The organism is Streptomyces sp. NPDC005566 (assembly GCF_040605575.1).
Lineage (GTDB): Bacteria > Actinomycetota > Actinomycetes > Streptomycetales > Streptomycetaceae > Streptomyces.
Window position 1 is genome coordinate 1 of the sequence record NZ_JBEXDB010000035.1, and the last position, 25,810, is coordinate 25,810.

3 protein-coding genes are annotated in these 25,810 nt (G+C 74.1%); 2 read left to right on the forward strand and 1 reads right to left on the reverse strand.

Annotated features, from left to right (window positions below):
- Window positions 1-98: 98 nt before the first annotated feature.
- Entirely contained in the window at window positions 99-7,700 is a 7,602-nt protein-coding gene (locus ABZS61_RS33665) for a type I polyketide synthase (RefSeq protein WP_356429965.1), read from the forward strand.
- Window positions 7,701-7,872: 172 nt separating this feature from the next.
- Here the strand turns inward: ABZS61_RS33665 and ABZS61_RS33670 are convergent, their stop codons facing one another.
- Window positions 7,873-9,072, reverse strand: coding sequence for a cytochrome P450 (locus tag ABZS61_RS33670; protein ID WP_356429967.1), 1,200 nt, complete (start codon window positions 9,070-9,072; stop codon window positions 7,873-7,875).
- Window positions 9,073-9,321: 249 nt separating this feature from the next.
- Between ABZS61_RS33670 and ABZS61_RS33675 the strand changes: the two genes are divergently transcribed.
- A complete protein-coding gene (locus ABZS61_RS33675; RefSeq protein ID WP_356429976.1) occupies window positions 9,322-25,806 on the forward strand; it encodes a type I polyketide synthase in 16,485 nt (5,494 codons plus the stop codon).
- The last annotated feature ends 4 nt before the right edge of the window (window positions 25,807-25,810 follow it).

Below are 25,810 nucleotides of genomic sequence, written 5' to 3' on the forward strand. Positions count from 1 at the left end.
TGGACGAATTCGCGGATGTCCTCGCCCGCCTGACCTTCCACCCCGCCCGGACCCCGATCGTCTCCAACCTCACCGGAGCCGTCGCCGAACCCGGCACCATGCAACAGCCGGACTACTGGCTGAACCAGATACGCCACACGGTCCGCTTCGCCGACGGAATCACGACCCTCGAAGCGATGAGCGTGACCCGCTACCTCGAACTCGGCCCGGACGGTGTGCTTGCGGGCATGGCCCAGGACACCGCCGCCGACGCCGAGTTCGTCCCAGTCCTGCGCAAGGACCGCGACGAGACCGACACAGCGCTCACCGCGATCAGCCGCCTGTGGACCGCCGGCACCGAAGTCAACTGGACCGCTGTGTTCGCCGGCTGGGGCGGCAGGGTCGTCGACCTGCCGACATACGCATTCCAGCGGGAGCGGTACTGGCCGGAGCCGGTTGCCGAGATCGCCGGCGGCGAGGTGGCCGAGACCGGTTTCTGGGACGCGGTCGAACGCGAAGACCTCCAGCGACTGGCCGCGGAACTCGAACTGCCCGAAGCCCCCGCCGCGCTCGGCGACGTGCTCCCGGTGCTGTCGGCCTGGCGACGCAGACGACGCGAGCGGTCCGTGGTGGACTCCTGGCGCTACCAGGTCACGTGGAAGCCACTCACCGGTCTTCCGTCCACGCCCTCCTTGGCGGGGACTTGGGTGGTCGTCGGTTCCGGGCGGACGGATGTGGCCGCAGCGCTGACCGGCGCCGGCGCCGCGGTGGTCGGCGTTCCCTTTGATGGAGGTTCGACAGGGCGGCAGGAGCTGGCGCTCGCGCTCGTACGGCTTGCCGCTGAGGCCGGCGACCTGTCCGGTGTCGTGATGCTGGCAGATGCGGTCGAGGCCATGCCGGCGCAGGACGGGATTCCGGCTTCGATCGGGGTGGTGCTGTCGCTGACACAGGCGTGGGCCGCTGCGGGTGTTGCCGTGCCGTTGTGGGTGGCGACCTGTGGTGCGGTGTCGGTCGGGCGGTCCGATCCGCTGCTGAGCCCGGAACAGGCGGCGGTGTGGGGTCTGGGTCGGGTCGCCGCGCTGGAGTTCCCCCAGCAGTGGGGCGGTCTGGTGGACCTGCCCGCCGAGCTGGACGCCAGGGCGGCCGATCGGCTGGTCGGTGTCCTGTCCGATGGTGGCGAGGACCAGGTGGCCGTTCGTGCGTCCGGTGTCCACGGCCGGCGCGTGCTGCGGGCCGAGCCCGTGGCACCGACCGGCGGGACATGGAGTCCGTCGGGAACGGTACTGGTCACGGGTGGCACCGGTGCTCTGGGCTCGTTGGTGGCCCGGTGGCTGGCCGGACGGGGCGTGCCGCATCTGGTACTGACCAGCCGAGGCGGTGTCGCCCCCGAAGGTCTGGTCGAGGAACTCTCCCGGCTCGGTGCGCAGGTCACCGTTGCGGCCTGCGATGTCACCGACCGGGACACGCTCGCCGAGGTGATCGCCGGTGTTCCCGCCGACACGCCACTGACCGGCATCGTGCATGCCGCAGGGCTGGACGTTCCGCAGCGGCTGGAAGAAGCCGAACCGCAGGTGTTCGCTTCCGTTCTTCGGGCGAAGACCCAGGGGACGGTGTTCCTCGACGAGCTGACGGCAGGTCTGCCGATCGATCTGTTCGTGGTGTTCTCCTCCATCGCCGCCACGTGGGGCAGCGGCGGCCAGGGGGCGTACGCGGCAGGCAACGCCTTCCTGGACGCCTGGGTACAGCAACGTCGCGACCGTGGACTCGCGGGCACTTCGGTTGCCTGGGGCCCGTGGGCCGAGGTGGGAATGGCCACGCTGGGTGAGACGGAGGGTTACCTGCGTCGGCGGGGGCTCAACACGATGGACCCGGCGTTCGCGCTACGGGCACTGGCCCAGGCCATCGACGCGGGGACAGGCACCTTGACGGTGGCCGACGTGGACTGGGCCGTCTTCCTGCCCGCTTTCACCTCCGCTCGGTCCAGTGCGCTGCTCGCCGACCTGCCCGAGGCGACCGGCACGGCCGGCGCTGCCGTCGACGGTGCTCTCGGCGCAGAACTGCCGTTGCGCAAGGAACTGACCGCGGTTTCGGAGGTACGGCAGCAGGAGATACTGCTGGGCCTGGTACGGGACCAGGCTTCGAGCGTGCTGGGTCACTCCGGCGCGCAAGCGGTGGAACCCGGCCGGGCGTTCCGTGATCTGGGCTTCGACTCGCTGATGGCCGTCGAGCTGCGCAATCTGCTGTCCACGCACACGGGCCTCGTCCTGCCCGCGACGCTGGTGTTCGACTACCCCGCGCCGCGAGTGCTGGCAGAGTACCTCCAGTCCCAACTGCTCGGCGTGGCAAAGCCGGTGGAGCTGGCGCAGCCCCGTACGGGGGCGGCAGACGAGCCGCTGGCGATCGTGGGCATGGCCTGCCGCTACCCGGGCGGGATCACAACGCCCGAACAGTTGTGGGACCTGGTGGCTGGTGGGCAGGACGGTCTGTCGGTGTTCCCGGTGGACCGCGGCTGGCCCGCGGAGGTGTCAGGGATCGCGGGTGGTCTCGGCGGGTTCGTCGAGGACGCGGTCGGGTTCGACTCCGGCTTGTTCGGAATCAGCCCGCGTGAGGCCCTGGCCATGGACCCGCAGCAGCGCCTGCTCCTGGAGACGGCGTGGGAAACGTTCGAGTCGGCCGGAATGGATCCGCAGTCACTGCGTGGCCGCAGTGTCGGTGTCTTCGCCGGCGCTTCTTCGTCCGGATACGGAGTCGCCGGGGTACCGGGTACCGAAGGCCACCTGCTGACGGGTACCGCGGGCAGCGTCATCTCCGGCCGCCTCTCGTACACGTTCGGACTGGAAGGCCCGGCCGTGACGGTCGACACGGCGTGTTCGTCATCGCTGGTGGCCCTGCACCTGGCCGCCCAGGCACTGCGCGGCAGCGAGTGCGACGTGGCACTGGCCGGCGGGGTGACGGTGATGGCCACGCCAGGAGCGTTCGTCGAGTTCGACCGGCAGGACGGCGTGGCCGGCGACGGACGTTGCAAGGCGTTCGCGGCGGCCGCCGACGGGACCGGCTGGGCCGAGGGAGTCGGACTGGTGATGCTGGAGAGGCTCTCCGACGCTCGGCGTCACGGGCATCAGGTACTGGCGGTCGTACGCGGCAGTGCGATCAACCAGGACGGTGCGTCCAACGGCCTGACAGCACCGAACGGCCCCTCCCAGCAGCGAGTGATCCAGCAGGCGTTGGCCAATGCCCGGCTCACCGGCGCCGACATCGATACGGTCGAAGCCCACGGCACCGGCACACGGCTGGGTGACCCGATCGAGGCGCAGGCCCTGCTGGCCACCTACGGCCAGGGCCGCGGGGAGAGTGATGAGCCGCTGTGGCTGGGCTCGGTCAAGTCGAACATCGGCCACACCCAGGCCGCGGCCGGTGTCGCGGGTGTGATCAAGATGGTCATGGCGATGCGGCACGGGGTGCTGCCTGCCACCCTGCACGTCGACGAGCCCACACCACAGGTGGACTGGTCGGCAGGTGCGGTGTCACTGCTCACCGAAGCGCGTCCTTGGCCCGGAACCGACGATCGTCCCCGGCGTGCGGCGGTGTCCTCCTTCGGGATGTCCGGGACGAACGCACACGTGATTCTGGAACAGGCGCCGGTACGGGAGCAGGAGCCGGAGGTGGTTCCGCAGCCGGCCGGTCCGGGTGTGCTGTCATCTGCTTCGGGTGTGTCGGCGTGGATGGTGTCGGCGAGGTCCGCGGAGGCGTTGCGGGCCCAGGCGGAGCGGTTGCGGTCGTTCGTGGTGGAACGGCCGGAGCTGGCCGTGGCGGACGTGGGATGGTCGCTGGCCACGGGCCGGGCGGCGCTGAAGCATCGTGCGGTGGTGGTGGGTGAGGGCCCGGACGAGCTGCTGGCCGGACTGTCCGGAGTCGTCGCGGGGCTCGGCTCGGGTTCCGCGGGCGGCGCGGCTTCTTCGGGTGGTGTGGTGTTCGTGTTCCCCGGTCAGGGTGCGCAGTGGGTGGGGATGGCACGGGAGTTGTGGGAGTGCTCGGAGGTGTTCCGGGAGCGGTTGCTGGAGTGCGAGACGGCACTGGCACCGTACGTGGACTGGTCGTTGTCGGAGGTGCTGCTGCAGGCCGGTGACATGGACCGGGTGGATGTGGTCCAGCCGGTGTTGTGGGCGGTGATGGTCGCCCTGACGGAGGTGTGGCGTTCGGCGGGTGTGGTGCCTTCGGTGGTGGTCGGTCACTCTCAGGGTGAGATCGCCGCCGCGTGTGTGGCGGGCCTGCTGTCGTTGGATGACGCGGCGCGGGTGGTGGCGCTGCGGTCGAAGGCACTCGTCTCCGTGGCCGGCGGCGGCATGGTGTCCGTGGCCGCGGGGCGGGACATGGTCGAGGACCTGGTGTCGGAATGCGCAGGAGTGTCGGTCGCTGCCGTGAACGGTCCCTCGTCCACGGTCGTGTCCGGGGAAGCCGGTGCCCTCGACGAACTGATGGCCGAGTGTGGGAGGCGGGGGATCCGGGCGCGGCGGATCGCGGTGGACTACGCGTCGCACTCCTCACAGATGGAGGAACTGCGGGAGCGGATCCTGAAGGATCTGGCAGGGCTGTCGTCGGCCGCCGACGGCACGGTGACGATGTTCTCCACGCTCACCGGCCGGCTGGTGGAGGGCCGCCTGGACGCGCAGTACTGGTTCGACAACCTGCGCTCCACGGTGGAGTTCGAGGATGCGGTCCGCACCCTGCTGGAACAGGGGATGCGCACCTTCATCGAGGTGAGTCCGCACCCGGTACTCACGGTCGGCATCGAGGAGACTCTCGAGGCTGCGAACGTCCAGGCTGCGGTACTGGGCACGTTGCGGCGTGACGAAGGCGGGTTGCGCCGGGTGCTGACGTCACTGGGCGACGCGTGGAAAGCCGGCATCGACGTCAACTGGCCCGCCGTACTGACCGGTCGGCGCACCCAGCTCCCGACGTACGCCTTCCAGCGGGAACGGTACTGGCCGCAGCCGATGGAGACGGGCACCGCCGACCTGGTGGACGCCACGTTCTGGGACGCCGTGGAGCGCGGGGACCTTGAGGAGCTGCCGGGACTCGAATCGGCTCTTCCGGCCCTGTCCGAGTGGCGGCAGCGCCACCAGCAGCGTTCGCTGCTCGATTCGTGGCGTTACCGGGTTCTCTGGAAGCCGATCGCCGATCTGCCCGTCGCCACCGGCTCCCCCGGTACCTGGCTGCTCGTCACGTCGATCGATGATCCGCGGACCGAGATCGCCGCTGCCCTGGTCGACGCCGGTGCCGTCGTGGTGCGCCTGCCCGTCGACGGTGCCCACATGACCCGGCAGGGCCTGACTGGCCGGCTGAAGCACGCGCTCGCCGAATCCGACCCGCCCGCCGGAGTGGTGTCCCTGACGGCGTTCGGCGCACATGACGAGGATGCGGGAGTCGCGGGCACTCTGGAGCTGACCCACGCGCTCCGCGACGCCGGTATCGACGCCCCGCTGTGGTGCGTCACCTCGGGCGCGGTGTCGACAGGCGCGTCCGACCCGGTCCGCAACCCCGCGCAGGCGCTCGTCTGGGGCCTCGGCCGTGCGATCGACCGTGCCGGATCAACCCGCTGGGGCGGCCTGATCGACCTGCCCGAGGAGCCGGCCGCCCGCCACTGGCCGCTGTTCACCGCCGCGCTGCTGGCCGGACCCGAGCAACTGGCCATCCGCGACGGGCAGATGCGGGTACCCCGGCTGGTCCCGGACGTGCCGAACCCGGTGACCGACGGCGAACCGGTCCGGTGGCACGGGTCCGGCACCGTGCTGGTGGCCGGCGGCACCGGCCCGGTCGGGGCGGGAACGGCACGTTGGCTCGCCGACCAGGGGGTGAGGCACCTGCTGCTCACCGGACGGGAGGGCTCGGAGGGCCCCGGTGTGACCGAGTTGGTCGCCGATCTGACCGGGCGTGGAGCGCAGGTGACGGTCGTGGCCTGCGAACCGGCGGACCGTGCCGCTCTGGCCAGGGTTCTCGCGGAGATCCCCGGCGAGCAGCCGCTGGCCGCTGTCGTGTACGCACCCGAGATCACCTCGGACACCGAGCCGTCGGCCCTGACATCGGCCGGGATCGCGGCCATCGACCAGGTGGTGGCCGGGGCCCGGCACCTGCACGAACTGACCATCGGTCTCGACCTGCAGGCGTTCGTGCTGCTGGCCTCAGCCGACGGGGTCTGGGGGGATGCCCGGCAGGTGGCCCGGTCGACGACCGGCGCCTACCTCGGCGCCCTGGCCGCATACCTGCGCGCGGCGGGAACTGCCGCGGTCTCGGTGGCCTGGGGACCGTGGACGGATTCCGCCGCCGGTGATCCGGAAGAGCTGGAGTGGCTGCGGCAGAGCAGCCTGCGCGCCATGCCGCCGGAGGTCGCGACGAGTGTCCTCGGACGGTTGCCGGTCCGCTCCGACGGCGCCGTCGCCGTCGTGGCCGACGTCGACTGGCCCCGGTTCGCTGCCGCGTACTCGGCGGACCGTGCCCGGCACCTGCTCGACGACCTGCCCGAGGTGCGCCGCCTGCGCGACATCGGCACGACGGCCGGTGGTGGTGACGGTCCCGAGGATCTCCGCGATCGGCTGGAGAAGCTGCCACGCGCGGAGCGGCGCCGCGTGACCCTGGACCTGGTCCGGGCGCACACGGCCGACGTGCTCGCCTACACGGACGTGGAGGACGTCGAACCGGACCGCGAGTTCCTCGAGTTGGGTATGAGCTCCCTGACGGCCGTCGAGCTGCGCAATGCCCTGCAGGTCGTCATCGGTGTGCCGCTGAGCAGCGCGATCGTGTTCGAGCACGGGACGCCGGCCGCACTGGCCGCACACGTGCAGCAGCTGCTGCTCGGCCCTGACACCGACGACGCCGAGGCGGGCGCCGACGCCGGGCCGCGCGGCGGTGGAATCCTGCGGTCGCTGCTGCAAGAGGCCGCGCGCGAGGACTCGTTGGGCAGGTTCATGGAGTTCCTCATGGAGGCGGCGAGCTTCCGTCCGAAGTTCGAGCAGCCCGACGAACTCCGGACGTCGCCCGATCCTGTCTTCCTCGCACGCGGTGACGGGCGGCTGAGGATCGTCGGCCAGTGCGGCACCTCCGCTGTGGCGGGACCTCATGAATTCGCCCGGTTCGCCATGCCGTTCCGCGGGCAGCGCGACGTCATCGCGCTTCCGGTGCCCGGTTATCGCGACGGCGAGCTGTTGCCCTCCGGTCCCGACGCCGTACTGACCTGGGAGGCGAACACCCTGCTGAAGGCCGTGGGCGACGATCCGTTCGTGATCGTCGGACACTCCGGCGGCGGTCTGTTCGCCCACGCCCTCGCCTACCGGCTGGAACAGATGGGCGTCGTACCGGCCGGTGTCGTCCTCGTCGACGCCTACCTGCTGGACCAGCCGGTGTACGAGGAGTGGAAGAACGAGCTCAACGACGGCATGTTCCAGCGTGAGGACCTGTACGTGCCCATGAACGACATCCGCCTCACCGCGCAGGCCTGGTACGGCCGGATGTTCGCACTGTTCCAGCCCCGGGAGATCCAGGCTCCGACGCTCGTGGTCAGGGCCTCGGAGCCGATCGGGGAGTGGAACCGCGATGAGGACTGGCGCGCCTCGTGGAGTCTGCCGCATACGACCGTCGACGTGCCCGGCAACCACTTCACGGTCATGCGCGAACACGGTGCGACGACGGCCATGGCGGTCGGCAGGTGGCTGGAGGAACTGGGCTGAGGAGGAACTCGGCCGACCGGCCGGCGGTGGGGCCGTGGCCCGCCGCCGGCCGGTCGCGGTAGCGTCGAGACGGTAGCGGCCGCACCCGCCCGAGAAGGGCCGACAGCCACGGTGACGGCAAAGCCGTCATGGGGACGGGCACGGGGGGAATCCCGGGCGGCACCTCAGCCGGCTACCGGCGGTGCGCGACCCGCAGCGGGAGGCTCTTGAGCCCGAGAACGAAGCTGAAGCGGGTGTGCCACCGCAGGTCGTCCGTGGCGAACTCGATGGTCTCGTACCGCCGGAGGAGTTCGGTCAGGGCGATGGAGACCTCAGCCTTGCCCAGCATCGCGGCTATGCAGGCGTGCGGGCCCGAGCCGAAGGCGAGCGACCTCACCCCGGTGCGGAGCACGTCCAGCCGGTCCGGGTCCTCGAACCTGGCCGGGTCGCGGTGCGCGGACCCGGTGATGCCCAGTACCGAGGAGCCTGCCGGGATGACGGTGCCGTCGAGGACCAGATCGCCGCTCAGCTGCCGGGCGATGATCTGCACCGTGGCGTTGTACCTAGCGAGTTCCTCGAAGGCGGGTTCGACGAGTTCGGGGCGCTCCCGCAGGATCCGCAGCTGGTCCGGGTGCGTGAGCAGCGAGTGGATCGCGTTCCCGATGACGTTGACCGTGGTCTCGTGGCCGGCGTTGAACAGCAGCAGCACCTGGGCGATGACGTCCTCGTCGCTCAGCCCGTCGCCGTTGGCGTCCTTCCGCATCAGCATGGAGAGGACGTCGTCGCGGGGGTGGCTGCGCCGGAGCTCCATCTGCTCCCGGATGTAGGCGTTGAACTGGGGTTCCGCCCGGTTCATCGCGATGCGCATCTGGGGGGTGATGAGGGGGTCGACGATGTTCGCGATGGCGTTCGTCCACTCCAGGCAGCGCCCGGCGTCCTCGACCGGGATGCCGAGCAGCCCGCAGACGATGGCGATCGGCACCGGCGTGGCGAACTGGCCGATCAGGTCGATCTCGCCCTCGCCCAGCTCGTCGATCAGACCGCTGACGATCCGGTGGATCTCCGGCCGCAGCCCCTCGACGGCGTTCGGGGTGAGCGCCCGGGCCACCAGGCGGCGCAACCGCCGGTGTTCGGAGCCGTCCTTCACCACCATCCACCGCCGCATGCTGCGCATGGCGGGGGCGTCCCGGCCGCCGCGCAGTGCGGTGAACAGGGGGTCCTCGGGGGCGGCCGCCGATGTCTGCGGCGCGCGCAGGAAGGCATCGACGTCGGCGTAGCGGGCGAGTGTCCAGAAGCCGTGTGCTGAATGATGGATCGGCTCTGTTTCCCGCAGCCGCCGATAATAGTTGTACCGGTCGTTCATCAGGGCCGGGTCGGTCAGGTCGAAAAGCATTCGGGCATTGTCCACTTGTCGCCCAGCCAATCCGATCGGTAGCAGCGGAAAAAGCGTATGAGAAAGACGGAGGACGTCAACCCCTAAAGCTCCCCCTAGAGTTCTCGGGGTCCTGACCAGCCTGGCAGGGGTTGGTTCCCGCCCTCTGCGGTGACTAGCCTTCCCCCCGACCGGGGTCTGTTCATGAGGTCCCGGGCAAGCGACAGCCGACCGCTGCGTCGTCCTCGGAAATGGGGTTTCCTTCAGATGGTGGACGACGGAACGCTGCGTGAATATCTGAAACTCGTCACCACGGATCTGCACCGGACCAGGCAGCGGTTGCGCGAGGCCGAGAAAGAGAACCGGGAGCCGATCGCCGTCGTCGGAATGGGCTGCCGCTTCCCCGGCGGGGTGCGCACGCCCGAGGACCTGTGGCAGCTCGTGCTCGCGGACGCCGACGCCGTCGGCCCGTTCCCCGAGGACCGCGGCTGGCAGCTCTCCGGACTGTTCGGCGCGGAGGCCGGCTCCGCAGGTCCGGACTCCGGGGAGTCCGGCGGCTACGTCCGGGAAGGCGGTTTCGTCGACGACGCCACCCGTTTCGACCCGGGGTTCTTCGACATATCGCCGCGCGAGGCCCTCGCCATGGACCCGCAGCAGCGGCTGCTGCTGCAGACGTCCTGGGAGGCCGTGGAAGCCGCGGGTATCGACCCGTCGTCGCTGCGCGGCAGCCGCACCGGCGTGTTCGTCGGCGCCAACGACCAGCACTACACCTCGCTGATGGCCGGCGCCGAGCAGGACAACCAGGGCTATCTGCTGACCGGCGGCGCGACCGCTGTGATCTCCGGCCGGGTGTCCTACACGCTGGGCCTGGAAGGGCCCGCGGTCACCGTGGACACGGCCTGTTCGTCGTCGCTCGTCGCCCTGCACCTGGCGTGCCAGTCGCTGCGGCGCGGCGAGAGCACCCTCGCGCTCGCCGGCGGTGTGACGGTGATGGCCACGCCCGGTGTGTTCGCCGAGTTCAGCCGGCAGGGCGGCCTGGCCGCCGACGGCCGGTGCAAGTCCTTCGCGGCGGCGGCCGACGGCACCGGCTGGTCCGAGGGCGTCGGCGTCCTGGTGGTGGAGCGGCTGTCCGACGCGCTCCGGCTGAACCACCCGGTGCTCGCCGTCGTGCGCGGTTCGGCGGTGAACCAGGACGGCGCGTCCAACGGGCTGACCGCCCCCAACGGGCCCTCGCAGCAGCGGGTGACCCTGCAGGCCCTGGCCGACGCCCGTCTGGCGCCCGGTCAGGTCGACGCCGTCGAGGCGCACGGCACCGGCACGAGCCTCGGCGACCCGATCGAGGCCCAGTCCCTGATCGCGGCCTACGGGCAGGACCGGCCGGCCGGCCGGCCGCTGTGGATCGGCTCGGTCAAGTCCAACATCGGTCACGCGCAGGCCGCCGCCGGCGTCGCGTCGGTGATCAAGATGGTGCAGGCGCTGCGGCACGGCGTCCTGCCGCGGACCCTGCACGTCGACGAGCCCACCGGGCACGTCGACTGGACCGCCGGCTCCGCGAGGCTGCTCACCGAGGCCCGCGACTGGCCTCGGACCGGCGAACCCCGCCGGGCGGGCGTCTCCTCGTTCGGGCTGAGCGGTACCAACGCCCACCTGATCCTCGAACAGGCGCCCCGGCCGGAGCCGGAGGCCGCCCCGGCGGGCACCCGTCGGCCGGCCGGCGCGCCGCTGCCGTTCCCGGTCAGTGCCAGGACGGCGTCCGCGCTGTCCGGCCAGGCCGCGCGTCTGCGGGCACGGGTGGCGTCCGAGCCCGGACTCGACCTCACGGACCTCGGCCACGCTCTGGCGACGACCCGCGCGGCACTGCCGCACCGCGCCGTCGTGACCGCATGCGACCGCGACGAGCTGCTCGACGCCCTCGCCGTCGTCGAACAGGGAACGGAGAGCGCCCGGGTCCGGTACGGAACGGCCCGCGGGACGCGGCCTGCGGGGAAGCTCGCCATGCTGTTCACCGGGCAGGGCGCGCAGCGGGCCGGCATGGGTCGCGAGCTGTACGCCGCGGAGCCGGTGTTCGCCCAGGCACTGGACGAGGTGTTCGAGGCCCTGGATCCGCACCTGGGGCGCCCGCTGCGCGAGGTGCTGTTCGCCGCGCCGGAATCGCCCGACGCCGAGCTGCTGGACCGTACCGAGTACGCCCAGCCCGGGCTGTTCGCGATCGAGGTCGCACTCCACCGGCTGTTCACGCACTGGGGCGTCACCCCGGACTACGTGCTGGGCCACTCCGTCGGCGAACTCGCCGCCGCCCATGTGGCCGGGGTGTGGTCGCTGCCGGACGCGTGCGCCCTCGTCGCCGCCCGGGGCCGTCTGATGCAGCGGATGACCGGAAACGGCGCGATGCTCGCCGTCCGGGCCACCGAGGACGAGGTCCGCGCGACGCTCGCCGGTGCGGCCTCCGGGGCCGTCGTCGCCGCCGTGAACGGGCCGGCCGACGTGGTCGTCTCCGGCGACCGCGACGCCGTCGAAGCGCTGGCGGCCCACTGGCAGGAGCAAGGGGTACGGACCCGGCTCCTGCGGGTGTCCCACGCGTTCCACTCCGCCCACATGGACCCGATGCTCGACGAGTTCCGCGCGATCGCCGCCGGGCTGACGTACGGGAGCCCGTCCGTCCCCGTCGTCTCGAACCTCACCGGGACGGTGGCCGGGGCCGACGAGCTCTCCGACCCTGCCTACTGGGTCCGCCAGGTCCGGGAGGCGGTCCGGTTCGGGGACGGTGTCTCCTGGCTCGACGGGCACGGCGTGGGCCGGTACCTCGAACTCGGGCCGGACGGCGTGCTGTCCGCCATGGCCGGGGAGTCGCTCGCGCACCGCGACGAACCCGCCGTCGTGGTACCGGCGTTGCGGCGCTCCCTCGGCGAGCCGGCCGCCGCGACGGCGGCACTGGCCGAGCTGCACGCGAATGGTGTGACCCCTGACTGGACGGCCGTGTTCCCCGGCGCCACCGGCCGGCCGGTGGCGCTGCCCACCTACGCCTTCGAGACGGAGCACTACTGGCCGCGGCTGACGTGGTCGCCCGGCGACGTGACGGCGGCCGGGCTCGGCGCCACCCGGCACCCGCTGCTGGGCGCCGGCGTCAGCCTCGCCGACGGCGACGCGCTGCTGTTCTTCGGGTGGCTCTCGGCCGGCCGGCCGCAGTGGTCGGCCGACCACGTGGTCCTGGGCCGCACCGTGCTGCCCGGCACCGCGTTCGTGGAACTCGCGATCCGCGCCGGTGACCAGGCCGGCTGCGGCCATGTCGAGGAACTGGTGCTCGAGACGCCGCTGGCGCTGCCCGAGCGGGGCGGCGTCCAGATGCAGGTCGCCGTCGGCGCCGCCGACGCGACCGGGCGGCGGGACGTGAGCGTGTACGCGCGGCCCGATGCGCCTGCGGACGAGGGCTGGCCCGAGCGCCCCTGGACCCGGCACGCGAGCGGTGTTCTCGCCCCCCAGCCACCTGTGGGCCAGGACGCGGACAACGGCTGGTCGCGGCAGTGGCCGCCGGCTGGCGCGGTGGACGTGCCGGTGGACGGCGTCCACGAACTGCTGGAGGGCGCCGGCCTGCAGTACGGCCCGGCGTTCCGCGGCATCCGGAGCCTGTGGCGGCGTGGCGACGAGGTCTTCGCCGAGGTGGGCCTGGCGGAGTCCGACGAACCGCAGGCGCGCGCCTACGGCATCCATCCGGCGCTGCTGGACGCCGCTCTCCAGGCCCAGGCCGGAGCCGGCCCGGCCGGGCCGGGCACGGCGGGGGTCCCGTTCTCCTTCACCGGCGTGACACTGCGGGCGGCCGGCGCGGCGTCGCTCCGGGTGCGGCTCACACCGCTCGACGGCGGCGGCGTCGCCGTCGCGGCCGCGGACCACACCGGCGAGCCCGTCCTCTCGGTCGACCGGCTGGTCGTCCGCCCCGTGGCGGCGCCGCCCGAGCCCGCCGACCGGGCCGACGGTCTCTGCCGGCTCGAATGGAGCCCGCTCGCGGCCGACCGGGCTTCCGGCACGACGCCGCCCGGCGTGGCCGTGAACGCCTTCGATCCGGCCCCTCTGCTCCCCGAAGGCCCACTCCCCCGGACCGTGGTGCTGCGCGTCCACGACACCGCGACACCCGCCACGGACGGGCCGGCCCGGGCACGGGCCCTCACCGGGCGGGTGCTGGCCGCGCTCCAGCAGTGGCTGGCCGACGAGCGGTGCGCCGACTCCCGTCTGGTGGTACTCACCCGCGAAGCGGTGCTCGCCGTCCCCGGCGACCGTGCCCCCGATCCGGCCGCCGCCGCGGTATGGGGACTGGTCCGGGCCGCGCAGTCCGAGGAGCCCGGCCGTTTCGTGCTGGCGGACACCGACAGCGACGGCGTGCCCTGGGAGGCCGTCGCTGCCGCGGTCGACGCGGGCGAGCCGCAGATCGCCGTGCGCGCCGGAGCGGCGTTCACCGCCCGGCTGGTACGGGCGGCGCATCCGGCCGGCCTGCCCGTACCGGTGCACGCGGCGTCCTGGCGGCTCGACACCCGGGAGCCCGGCACGCTGGAGAACCTCTGGTTCGCGCCCGTGGACCTGCCGGGGCCGCTCGGTCCGGGGCAGGTTCGGGTCGCCGTGCGGGCCGCTGGGCTGAACTTCCGCGACGTCCTGTACGCGCTGGGCATGTACCCGGGCGAGGTGGAACTGGGCGGCGAGGCGGCCGGCGTCGTTCTGGAGACCGGGCCGGAGGTCACCGGTTTGGCGCCCGGCGACCGGGTCATGGGTGTGTGCACCGGCGGATTCGGGCCGGTCGCGGTGACCGATCACCGGCTGCTCGCCCCGATGCCGGCGGACATGACGTTCGCGGAGGCGGCCGCGGTGCCGATCGCCTACGCCACCGCGTACTACGGCCTGGTCGACCTGGGCGGTCTCCAGGCCGGCGAGGCGGTCCTCGTGCACGCCGCCGCCGGCGGTGTGGGCACCGCCGCCGTCCAGCTCGCCCGGCACCTCGGCGCCGAGGTCTTCGCCACCGCCTCCCCCGGCAAGTGGGACGCGGTGCGGGCCATGGGTGTTCCCGACGACCACATCGCCTCGTCCAGGGACCTCGGTTTCGAGGACAGCTTCTCGGCCGTCACCTCCGGACGCGGCGTGGACGTCGTCCTCGACGCGCTCGCGGGCGAGTTCGTCGACGCCTCGCTGCGGCTCCTGCCGCGCGGCGGCAGGTTCGTCGAGATGGGCAAGAGCGACCTCCGGGACGCCGACGAGGTCGCCGCCGCCCACCCCGGCGTCCGCTACCGGGCGTTCGACCTGGTGGAGGCCGGCCCGCAGCGCATCGGGGAGATCCTGGCCGAACTGCTGGAACTGCTGCGGACCGGCGCGCTGCGCCTGCCGCCGCTCCGGGCGTTCCCCCTCCCGCAGGCGCCGGACGCGTTCCGCCACGTCAGCCAGGCCCGCCACACCGGCAAGGTCGTCCTCACCGTCCCGCGGCCGCTCGACCCCGGCGGCACGGTCCTGGTCACCGGAGGCACGGGCGGTCTGGGCGCGCTCCTCGCCCGGCATCTCGTCACCGCTCACGGCGTCCGCCACCTCGTCCTGCTCAGCCGGAGCGGACCGGACGCCGCGGGCGCCCGCGAACTGACCGCCGAGCTGACCGTACTGGGCGCCGACGCCGAGATCGTGGCCTGCGACGCCACGGACCGCGACGCCCTCGCCGCCGTGCTCGACGCGATACCCGACGCCCGGCCGCTGACCGGCGTCTTCCACACCGCCGGCGTGCTGGACGACGGCACCGTCGCGACCCTGACACCGCAGCGGCTGGACACCGTCCTGGGGCCCAAGGCCGACGCCGCGTTCCATCTGCACGAGCTGACCCGCCATCACGACCTGGCGGCCTTCGTGCTGTTCTCCTCGGTCGCCGGGACCCTCGGCGCCCCCGGGCAGGGGAACTACGCGGCGGCCAACGCCTTCCTCGACGCCCTGGCCCAGCACCGGCACGCCGTCGGCCTGACCGCCCTGTCGCTGGCCTGGGGTGCCTGGGACGGCACCGCCGGCATGGCCGCCCGCCTCACCCGGGTGGACCGCGAACGCGTCGCTCGCTCCGGCTTCCCGCTGCTTGCCGCCGACCACGGACTCGCTCTCCTCGATGCCGCCCTGGCCTCTCCGCACGGGGCCCTGGTGGCGACGGGGCTGGACACCGCGGCCCTGACCGCGGCGGGCTCGCTGCCGCCGTTGCTGACCGGCCTGTTGCGCCCCGGCGCTCGGCGCACGGCCCGGGGCGCCGCCCCCGCGGAGGGCGCCGCCTCGGCGGACCGGCTCGCCGCGCTCGGCCCCCAGGACCGTTCGCGGTTCCTTCTCGACCTGGTCCGCTCCGCCGCCGCCGCGGTCCTCGGCTTCCCCGGTCCGCAAGCGGTCGAGGCCGGGCGGGCGTTCAAGGAACTCGGCTTCGACTCGCTGACCGCAGTCGAACTGCGCAACCGGCTGGCCGCAGCCACCGGCCTGCGGCTGCCGGCCACCCTGATCTTCGACCACCCGACCCCCCGCCTGCTGGCCGAGATGCTCGGCCGGGTCGTGGTGGGCGACCGTGAGGAGAGCGCCGTCGCCCCGGAGACGGCGGTCGGGCAGGCGCCGGCCGACGATCCGATCGCGATCATCGGGATGAGCTGCCGGCTGCCCGGCTCCGCCGACACCCCCGACGAGCTGTGGCGGCTCGTCAGCGAGGGCGTCGACGCCATCGCACCGTTTCCCGAGGACCGGGGCTGGCGCCTCGACTCCGTCTACGCCGCCGACAGCGCCGAGGCCGGACTCAGCCGCACCTTCGAGGGCGGGTTCGTCGACGGGATGGCGGACTTCGACGCCGAGTTCTTCGGCATCGGCCCGCGTGAGGCCCTCGCCATGGACCCGCAGCAGCGGCTCCTGCTGGAGACCGCATGGGAGGCGGTCGAGCACGCCGGGATCGCCCCCGGCTCCCTCGCCGGCAGCCCCACCGGCGTCTTCGTGGGAGCGGCGTCGACCGGCTACGGCGCCGGCCCGCTCGACGTCCCCGAGGGGACGGGCCCGCACCTGCTGCTGGGCACGTCGACGAGCGTCGCCTCCGGCCGGGTCTCGTACGTACTCGGCCTGGAGGGCCCCACCCTCACGGTCGACACCGCCTGCTCGTCCTCACTGGTGGCCATGCACATGGCCGCCGAGGCGCTGCGCCGCGGCGAGTGCTCGCTGGCCCTGGTGGGCGGCGTCACCGTCATGACCACGCCGAGCATGTTCACGGACGGCAGCCAGGGCGGAGCCCTGGCCGCCGACGGACGGTGCAAGGTGTTCTCCGCCGACGCCGACGGCACCGGCTGGAGCGAAGGCGCCGGGATGCTGCTGACCGAGCGGCTCTCCGACGCCCTGCGCAACGGCCACCGGGTACTGGCGGTACTGCGCGGCTCCGCCGTCAACCACGACGGCGCCAGCAACGGCCTCACCGCCCCGAGCGGCCGTGCCCAGCAGCGCGTCATCCGCCAGGCACTGCGCAGTGCCGGCCTGGACGCCCACGAGGTCGACGCCGTCGAGGCCCACGGAACCGGCACCGCGCTCGGCGACCCGATCGAGGGCCGGGCGCTGCTGGACGTCTACGGCCGGGAGCGGCCCGCCGGGCGCCCGCTGTGGGTCGGCTCGGTCAAGTCCAACATCGGCCACTCCCAGTGCGCCGCCGGGGTCGCCGGCGTCATCAAGATGGTCCAGGCCCTGCGCCACGAGGTGCTCCCGGCGACCCTGCACGCCTCCGATGCGACCCCGCACGTGGACTGGTCGTCCGGGGCGATGCGGCTGCTGACCGAACCGGTGCCGTGGCCGCGCGACGGCGTCGTGCGCCGGGCCGGGGTGTCGTCGTTCGGCATGAGCGGTACCAACGCCCACGTCGTCCTCGAGGAGGCGCCGGCCGAACCGCCGTCCCCGGCCGTCGCCGAACCGCCGTTCACCCCGGCGGTCGCCGACTCGCCGGTGCCGTGGGCCCTGTCCGGCCGGACCGTACCGGCGCTGCGCGCCCAGGCGGCGCGGCTGCTCGCGCGGCTCGACGAGCGGCCCGGTCTCGCCGCCCCGGAATCCGTCCCGGAGGTGGCCCGCGCCCTGGCGACCGGCCGGACCGCGTTCCGCCACCGCGCCGTCCTGCTCGGCCCCGATCCGGAGCGCTACCGCGACCAGCTGGACGCCCTCGCCGCCGGCCGCGGCGTCAGGGGCCTGATCCGGGACGACGCCGGACCGGGCGGCCCGGTCGCGTTCGTCTTCCCCGGACAGGGGTCGCAGTGGCCGGGGATGGCCACGGAACTGCTGGGGACCGCACCGGTCTTCCGCGACACGCTGCGCGAGTGCTCGGCTGCGCTCTCGGAGTACGTGGACTGGTCGGCCGAGGACGTCCTCCGGGGCGCCGAGGGTGCCCCGTCGCTCGACCGGCTCGACGTCGTCCAGCCGGCCCTGTTCGCGATGATGGTGTCCCTCACCGCCCTGTGGCGTGCGCACGGCATCGTGCCGGAGGCCGTCGTGGGGCATTCGCAGGGCGAGATCGCGGCGGCCTGCGTAGCCGGGGCCCTGACGCTGCCGGACGCCGCGAGGATCGTCGTGGCCCGCAGCCGGCTGCTCGCCTCCCTCGACAGCGGCGGCGCGATGCTCGCGGTGACCCTGCCCGTCGGGGAACTCACCGAACGGATGGCGCGGTGGCCGGGCCGGCTGCACCTCGCGGCCGTCAACGGCCCCCGGGCCACCGTGGTGTCGGGCGACCCCGAGGCGGTCGAGGAACTCGCCGCTGCGCTCGCCGCCGACCGGATCGCGGCCCGGCGGATGGCCATCACCGGCACCGCCCACTCACCCGAGGTCGACCGGCTCCGCGACGAGGCTCTCGCCGCGTTCGCCGGGATCGTTCCCCGGTCCGCGGCCGTCCCGCTCTACTCGGCGGTCGACGGCGGCCCGGTCGACGGCGCCGCGCTCGGCCCCGAACACTGGTACCGCAACATGCGTCTGCCGGTGCGATTCGCCCCGGCGATCGCCGCCATGCTGCGCGACGGCTTCCGCGCCTTCGTCGAGCCCAGCCCGTATCCGTCCCTGACCGCGAACGTCGAGGACGTCGCCGGCGCCGAGGGCGCCGACGACACGGTCGTCGTCACGACGCTGCGCCGCGACAACGGCGGCCCGGACCGCTTCCGGGAAGCGGTGGCGACCGCGTTCGCCCGGGGCCTCGTCCCGGACTGGGACGCCGTCCTCGCCCCGCCGTCCGCCCCCGCCGTCCGCCCCGAACTTCCCGTGTACCCGTTCCAGCGCAGGCGGTACTGGCTGGAGGCGGCCGCGCCGGCCGCCTCGCTGACGTCGGCCGGCCCCGGCCCCGCCGACCCGGCCGACGAGGCGTTCTGGGACGCGGTCGCGGGCGGAGATCCGCAGGTGCTCGCCGACGCGCTCGATGTGTCCGACCCGCGGCAGCGCGAGCTGCTGGACGGTGCCGCGGCCGCGCTGCCCGTCCTGTCGGCGTGGCGGACCGATCGCGGTGACCGGTCCACCGTGGACGGCTGGCGCTACCGGATCGACTGGCGGCGCAAGGCCCGTCTTCCCCGGCCGGTGCTGTCCGGCATCTGGCTGCTCGTCGCCCCCGCCCACGACCCCGACGGCATCGCCCGCCGGTGCGCCCGGGCGCTCGCCGAGCGGGGTGTCTCCCAGGTCCTGACGGTGACCCCGGCCGCCGACGACCCGCACGGCGAAGGCCTGGCCGACCGGCTCGCGGACGCTCTGGCCCAGGCCGCCGACGGCGCCGGACCCGGCCCCGCGGGCGGCCGCGTCGACGGACTGCTGAACCTGCTCGGCCTCGACACCCGCCCCGGCCCCTTCGGCGTCGCGACCGGTGTCGCCACCACGCTCGCGCTGGTCCGGGCGGCCGAGGACCTCGACGTGGCCGTGCCCCTGTGGACGGTGACCCGCGGCGCGGTGTGCGTCGGCACGGCCGACCCGTCGCCGGACCCTGCCCAGTCGGGACTGTGGGGCCTCGGTCTGGCCGCCGGGCTGGAACTGCCCTCCCGCTGGGGCGGCCTGGTGGACCTGCCGGCCGAGATCGACGAACGGGCAGCTGACCGCCTCGCCGGCGTTCTTGCCGGCCTGGACGACGAGGACCAGGTCGCGGTGCGCCCCGCCGGGGTCTTCGCCCGCCGCCTGGTGCGGGCGCCCCTGGGCAACGTGCCCCGCACCGATCCGTGGCAGCCGACCGGCACCGCCCTGGTCACCGGCGGCACCGGCGCTCTCGGGGCGCACGTCGCCCGCTGGCTGGCCGGGCTGGGCGCGCCCCGCGTCGTCCTGACCAGCCGCCGCGGACCGCAGGCGCCTGGCGCCGCCGAGCTGGCCGAGGAGCTGGAGGCGGCCGGGACCCAGGTGCTGGTCGTGGCCTGCGACGTGAGCGACCGTGAGGAGCTGCGGGCCCTGCTCGCGGCGCTTCCCGACGGCCCGCCCGTCACCACCGTCGTCCACGCCGCCGGAGTGACCCGGTCCGCCCCTGTCCTGGACACCACGGCCGAGGAAGTCGCCCAGGTGATCGCCGCGAAGGCGGACGGCGCGCGCCACCTCGACGAACTCCTCGGCGACGGCCTCGATGCCTTCGTCCTCTTCTCGTCGGGCGCAGCCGTCTGGGGCGGCGCGGGCCAGGGTGCCTATGCGGCAGCCAACGCCCACCTCGACGCGCTGGCCCTGCGGCGGCGCCGCCGGGGGCAGACGGCCACGTCGGTGTCCTGGGGCGGCTGGGACGGCGGCGGCATGGCGGACGCCGGCGCGATCGAGCTGCTCGGGCGGCGCGGCCTGCGCCTGATGTCGCCGCAGCTCGCCCTCGTCGCGCTCGGTCAGGCCCTCACCCACGACGAGACGCTGCTCACCGTCACCGACATGGACTGGGCCCGCTTCACCCGCGGCTACACCGCGGCCCGCCCCCGTCCGCTCATCGGCGAGATCCCGGAGGCGGCGCGGGCCCTGGCCGACGCCGACGACAGCTCCGGCTCCGACGACGACGCGGGCTCCGGGCTCGGCCGGCAGCTGGCCGCCCTGCCCGCCGGCGAACGCCGGCCGTTCCTGCTCACCCTGGTGCGCGCCGAGGCTGCCGCCGCGCTGGGCCACGCCGGACCGGCCGACATCGAACCCGGCCGCGCCTTCCGGGAGCTCGGGTTCGACTCGCTCACCGCCGTCGACATCCGCAACCGGCTGCGCGCCGCGACCGGCCTGCGTCTGCCCACGACCGTCGCCTTCGACCACCCGACGCCGAACGCGCTGGCGGGCTTCCTCGCGGACGAACTGCTCGGCACGTCCGAGCCCGCCGGGACGCCCGCGCCCGGGGCCTCGGCCCGGACCGTGGCCGGGCCCGCCGACGAACCCGTCGCGATCGTCGGTATGGGCTGCCGGTTCCCCGGCGGGGTGCGTTCGCCGGAGGAGTTGTGGGACCTCGTCCTGAACGGCCGGGACGCGATCACCCCGTTCCCCTCCGACCGGGGCTGGGACCTCGACGCCCTCTACGACCCCGACCTGTCGCGGCCCGGCAGTTCGTACGTCCGTGAGGGCGGCTTCCTGGACGGCGCCGGCGACTTCGACGCCGAGTTCTTCGGCATCAGCCCCCGCGAGGCGATGGCGATGGACCCGCAGCAGCGGGTGCTGCTGGAAACCGCCTGGGAGGCGCTGGAGCGCACCCGCGTCGATCCGTCGGGGCTGGCCGGCAGCCGCACCGGCGTGTTCGTCGGCACTTCGTTCCAGGGATACGGGCTGGGCGACGCCGACGCGCTCGGCGCCGCCGAGGGATTCTTCCTCGCCGGAACCGGGACGGCCGCCGTGTCCGGGCGGCTGTCCTACAGCCTCGGCCTGGAGGGCCCGGCCGTCACCGTCGACACCGCCTGCTCGTCGTCGCTGGTCGCCCTGCACCTCGCCTGCCAGTCGCTCCGGCAGGGAGAGTGCGACCTTGCCCTGGCCGGCGGTGTCACGGTCCTGCCCACACCGGTGTCCTTCACCGAGTTCAGCCGCCAGCGCGGCCTGGCGCCCGACGGACGCTGCAAGCCGTTCGCCGCCGCGGCCGACGGCACCGGCTGGAGCGAGGGTGTCGGTGTCGTCGCTCTGCAGCGGCTCAGTACAGCCCTGGCCGAGGGCAGCCAGATCCTGGCCGTGGTCGCCGGTTCCGCCGTCAACCAGGACGGCGCGAGCAACGGCATGACCGCGCCGAACGGCCCCTCCCAGCGCCGCGTCATCGCCGCCGCCCTGGCCGGCGCCCGGGTGGACGCCGGCGACATCGACCTCGTGGAGGCGCACGGCACCGGTACCCCGCTCGGCGACCCCATCGAGGCCCAGGCCCTGCTGGCCGTGTACGGGCCGGCGCACTCCGCCGAGAACCCGCTGTGGCTCGGCTCGGTCAAGTCCAACATCGGCCACTCCCAGAGCGCCGCCGGCATCGCCGGGGTGATCAAGACCGTGATGGCGCTGCGGCACGGCGTCCTCCCGCCCACCCTGCACGTCGACGAGCCGACCCCGCACGTGGACTGGTCGCAGGGCACTGTCGCGCTGCTCACCGAGGCACGGTCCTGGCCGGACACCGGCCGGATCCGCCGGGCGGGGGTCTCCTCGTTCGGCGGCAGCGGCACCAATGCCCACGCCGTCCTCGAACAGGCGCCTCCCCCGCCGCCCCGCGCCACCACGGACGAGGCACCGGCCGCGGTGCCGTGGCTGCTGTCCGGGCGCACCGAGCGGGCCCTGCGGGAACAGGCGGGACGCCTGGACGAACACCTCCGGCACCGGCCCGCGCCGGAGCCGGCCGACGTCGCCTGGTCGCTGGCCACCACCCGTACCGCCTTCGAGCACCGCGCGGTGCTGCTCCCGGGCGACCTCGACGCCCTGGCCGCCCTGGCGGCCGGGGATCTGCCCGCCGGGGCCGTCCGCGGCCGGGCCGTCGAGGGCCGCACGGCTTTCGTGTTCCCCGGCCAGGGGTCTCAGTGGCCCGGTATGGGAGGTCAACTGCTGGACTCCGACCCGGTGTTCGCCGAGACGGCCGCCGCCTGCGACGAGGCGTTCGCCCGCCACACCGACTGGGCCGTGCTCGACGTCCTGCGCGGCGCCGACGGCGCCGCCTCGCTGGAGCGCGACGACGTCGTCCAGATCTCGTTGTTCACCGTGATGGTCTCGCTGGCCGCGATGTGGCGCTCCTGGGGCGTCGAGCCGGACGCCGTGCTCGGCCATTCGCAGGGCGAGATCGCCGGCGCGTACGTCGCAGGCGCCCTGTCCCTCGAGGACGCGGCCCGGGTGGTCGCCCTGCGCGCCGAGCTCCTCGGGACCGTGGTCGGCCGCGGCGGCATGCTGTCGGTGGCGCTGCCGGTCGTGGAGATCGAGAAGCGCCTCGCCGCGTGGGACGGCCGGCTCTGCCTCGGCGCGCGCAACGCGCCCGGAGCGAACGTCGTCAGCGGCGACAAGGACGCGCTCGCGGAGTTCGCCGGGGCCTGCGCCGTCGAGGAGATCCGCGTCAAACCGGTCCGCATCGGCTACGCGTCGCACTCGCACCACGTGGACGAGCTGGCCGGGCCGCTGCGCGAAGCCCTGGCGGACATCCGGCCGCGGGCGGGCTCGGTCCCGTTCTTCTCCAGCGTGACCGGCGGCTGGGTCGACACCACCACGCTGGACGGCGAGTACTGGTTCGCCAACCTGCGCCGGTGCGTCGGTTTCGAGCCCGCCGTGCGCGGTCTCGCCGACCGGGGCTACCGGCACTTCATCGAGGTCGGCCCGCACCCCATTCTGACCATGGGCATCCAGGAGACCCTCGAGGAGATCGACGACGACGGCATCGCGTGGCCGCCGCCCGTCCCGTCCCTGCGCTCCGGGCAGGCCGATGCGGCCCGCATGCTCGCCTCCGCCGCCCAGGCGCACGTGTCCGGCGTCGGCGTCGACTGGAGCAAGGTGCTGGGCGGCCCCGGCCTGCGCCCCGTCGACCTGCCCACCTACCCGTTCCAGACCGAGAGGTACTGGATGAACTCGCTCGGGGCGGCACCCGCCACGGACCCGTCCGGCACCGGCCTGGACGCCACCGCGCATCCGGTCCTCACCGCCGCCGCCCCGGTCGCCGGCACCGAGACCGTCCTGCTGACCGGCCGGTTGTCGACGCGGACCCACCCGTGGCTCGCCGACCACGCCGTGCTCGGCACGGTCCTGGTGCCCGGCACCGCATTCGTCGAGTTCGCGGTCACCGCGGGCGGCCGTGCCGGTTGCCCGTCCGTCGAGGAACTCGCCCTCCAGACGCCGCTGGTCCTCGCGGGCTCGGAGGCCGTCCGCGTCCAGGCCGTCGTCCGTCAGCCGGACGGCACCGGGCGGCGGTCCGTGGGCGTCTACTCCCGGCCCGAGGACGGCTCGCCGGACTCCGGCGACAGCGCGGACGACTGGGTGCTGCACGCCACCGCCACCGTCGCGCCCGCCCCGCCCGGACCGGTGGCGGAGCCGGACGGCCTCACCCAGTGGCCCCCGGCCGGCGCCGCCGAGATCGACCTCGGCGGCTTCTACGACGACCTCGCCGCCCTCGGCTACAGCTACGGGCCCGCGTTCCAGGGCATGCGCGCCGCCTGGCACCGCGACGGAGAGGTGTACGCGGAGGTCGCCCTCGCCGGAGACGGCCCGGAGCCGGACGGCTTCGCCGTGCACCCGGCCCTTCTGGACGCGGCGCTGCACGGCATCGGCCTGCTGCGTTCACTGGGCGGGGGAACCGCGCCGACCCGGGCGGAACTGCCGTTCGCCTGGCGCGGTGTGCGGCTTCTTCGGCACGGGGTCACGGCCCTGCGGGTCCGGCTGGCCATGGACGGGCAGGGCGGCGTCGGCGTGACCATCACCGACGTCGACGGCGCACCGGTCGCCACGGCGGACTCGATCGTCTCCCGGCCCGTGCCCGACGGCTTCGGCGCGGCACGGCATCTGTCCCGCAACGCGCTGTTCCAGGTCGGCTGGGCGGAGGTCCGGGGCGTCCCGGCGCCCGCCGTCCCGTACTGGGCCGTGTTCGGCCCCGACCCGCTGGACCTCGACGCACAGCTCCGGGCGGCCGGGGCCCGGGTCTGCCGACCCGCCCAGGCCGACGACGCCGACGCGGCCGCCGTCGCCGTCGCGTCCCTGGCCGCGGCGGACGGGTCCACGGAACCGGCCGGCGTGACGCACGACGCGCTCCGGCTCGTACAGCGGTGGCTCGCCGACGAGCGCCGCGTGGACGCCCGCCTCGCGATCGTCACCCGGGGCGCCGTGGCGGTGGGCGAGGACGAGGACGTCAGCGACCTCGCGGCGGCCGCGGCCTGGGGACTGATCCGCTCCGCGCAGGCCGAACACCCCGGCCGGTTCGTCCTGGTCGACCTCGACGGCCCCGCCTCCCCGGACGTTCTCTCCGAGGCGCTGAGCTGCCCGGAACCGCAGATGGCGGTGCGCACCGGCCAGTTGTACGCACCACGCCTGGCGCGGGCCGAGCGGCCGGCGGAAGCCTCTGTCGACACCGAGGGCACGACCCTGATCACCGGTGGCACCGGCTCCCTCGGCTCGGCGCTCGCCCGGCACCTGGCCGCCGCCCACGGCGTCCGCCGGCTCGTGCTGACCAGCAGGCGCGGCCCGCGGTCCCCGGGCGCGGCCGGCCTCGTCGCCGACCTCGCCGCGCTCGGCTGCGAGGCCACGGTCGTGGCCTGCGACGTCGGCGAACGCGACGAGGTCGCAGACCTGTTGCGGGCCGTCCCGGCCGACCGGCCCCTGCGCGCCGTCGTCCACGCGGCGGGCGAACTCGACGACGGCCTGGTCACCGGCCTCGACGACGCCCGGCTCGACCGGGTGCTGCACGCCAAGGCGAACGGCGCGAGGCACCTGCACGAGCTGACCCAGGACATGGAGCTGTCCGCGTTCGTGCTCTTCTCCTCGGCCTCGGCGACGTTCGGCGCCGCCGGGCAGGCCAACTACGCCGCCGCGAACGCGTTCCTGGACGCCCTCGCCCGCCACCGCCGGGCCCGCGGCCTCACGGCGGTCTCCATGGCATGGGGCCCGTGGGCCGAGACGAGTGGCATGACCAGCGGGCTGACCGAAGCCGACGTCCGACGCGTCGAGCGGCTCGGTCTGACGCCGATGTCCACGCCGGACGGCATGGCGCTGTTCGATGCCGTGCTGGGCGCCGCCACCGCGGTCGCCGTCCCGATGATCCTCGACGTCGGCGCGCTGCGCACCCGTGCCGACATGGTCCCCCCGCTGCTGCGCGACCTCGTCCGGCCCGGACGCCCCTCCCCCGCCGCCGTCGGTGACGACGGGGCCGGCCTGCGCCGCCGCCTTGCCGGGCTCACCGATGCCGAGCGCCACGAGACGGTCCTCGACCTCGTCCGCACCCAACTCGCCGCGGTGCTCGGCCACTCCGGTCCGGAGGCGGTCCGCGCGGACCGGGGTTTCCTCGAGACCGGCGTCGACTCCCTCACCGGCGTCGAACTGCGCAATCGGCTCGCCGCCCTGACCGGACTGCGCCTGCCGGCCACCATGGTGTTCGACCACCCCAACCCGATCGTCCTCGCCCGGCACCTGCGCGGTGAACTGCTGCCGGAGCCCGTGGCCCCGTCGGTGCGTGCTCTGGAGGAGCTCGGGCGGCTGGAGGAGGTCCTGGCCGCCGTGGACGCGGACGACGTCGGCCGGGCCACGGTCGGCAGCCGGCTGCGGGAGCTGCTCGCCCGGTGGAACGACGGACGGCAGAGCGCAGAGGACGCCGTCAGTCTCGAAACGGCGACCGCCGAGGAGCTGTTCCAGATCCTCGACGAGTCCGACTGAGCGC

Coding starts and splice junctions, on each gene's coding strand:
- ABZS61_RS33665 (WP_356429965.1), top strand. CDS start 99: ATGCAACAGCCGGACTACTGGCTGAACCAGATACGCCACACGGTCCGC.
- ABZS61_RS33670 (WP_356429967.1), bottom strand. CDS start 9,072: ATGCTTTTCGACCTGACCGACCCGGCCCTGATGAACGACCGGTACAAC.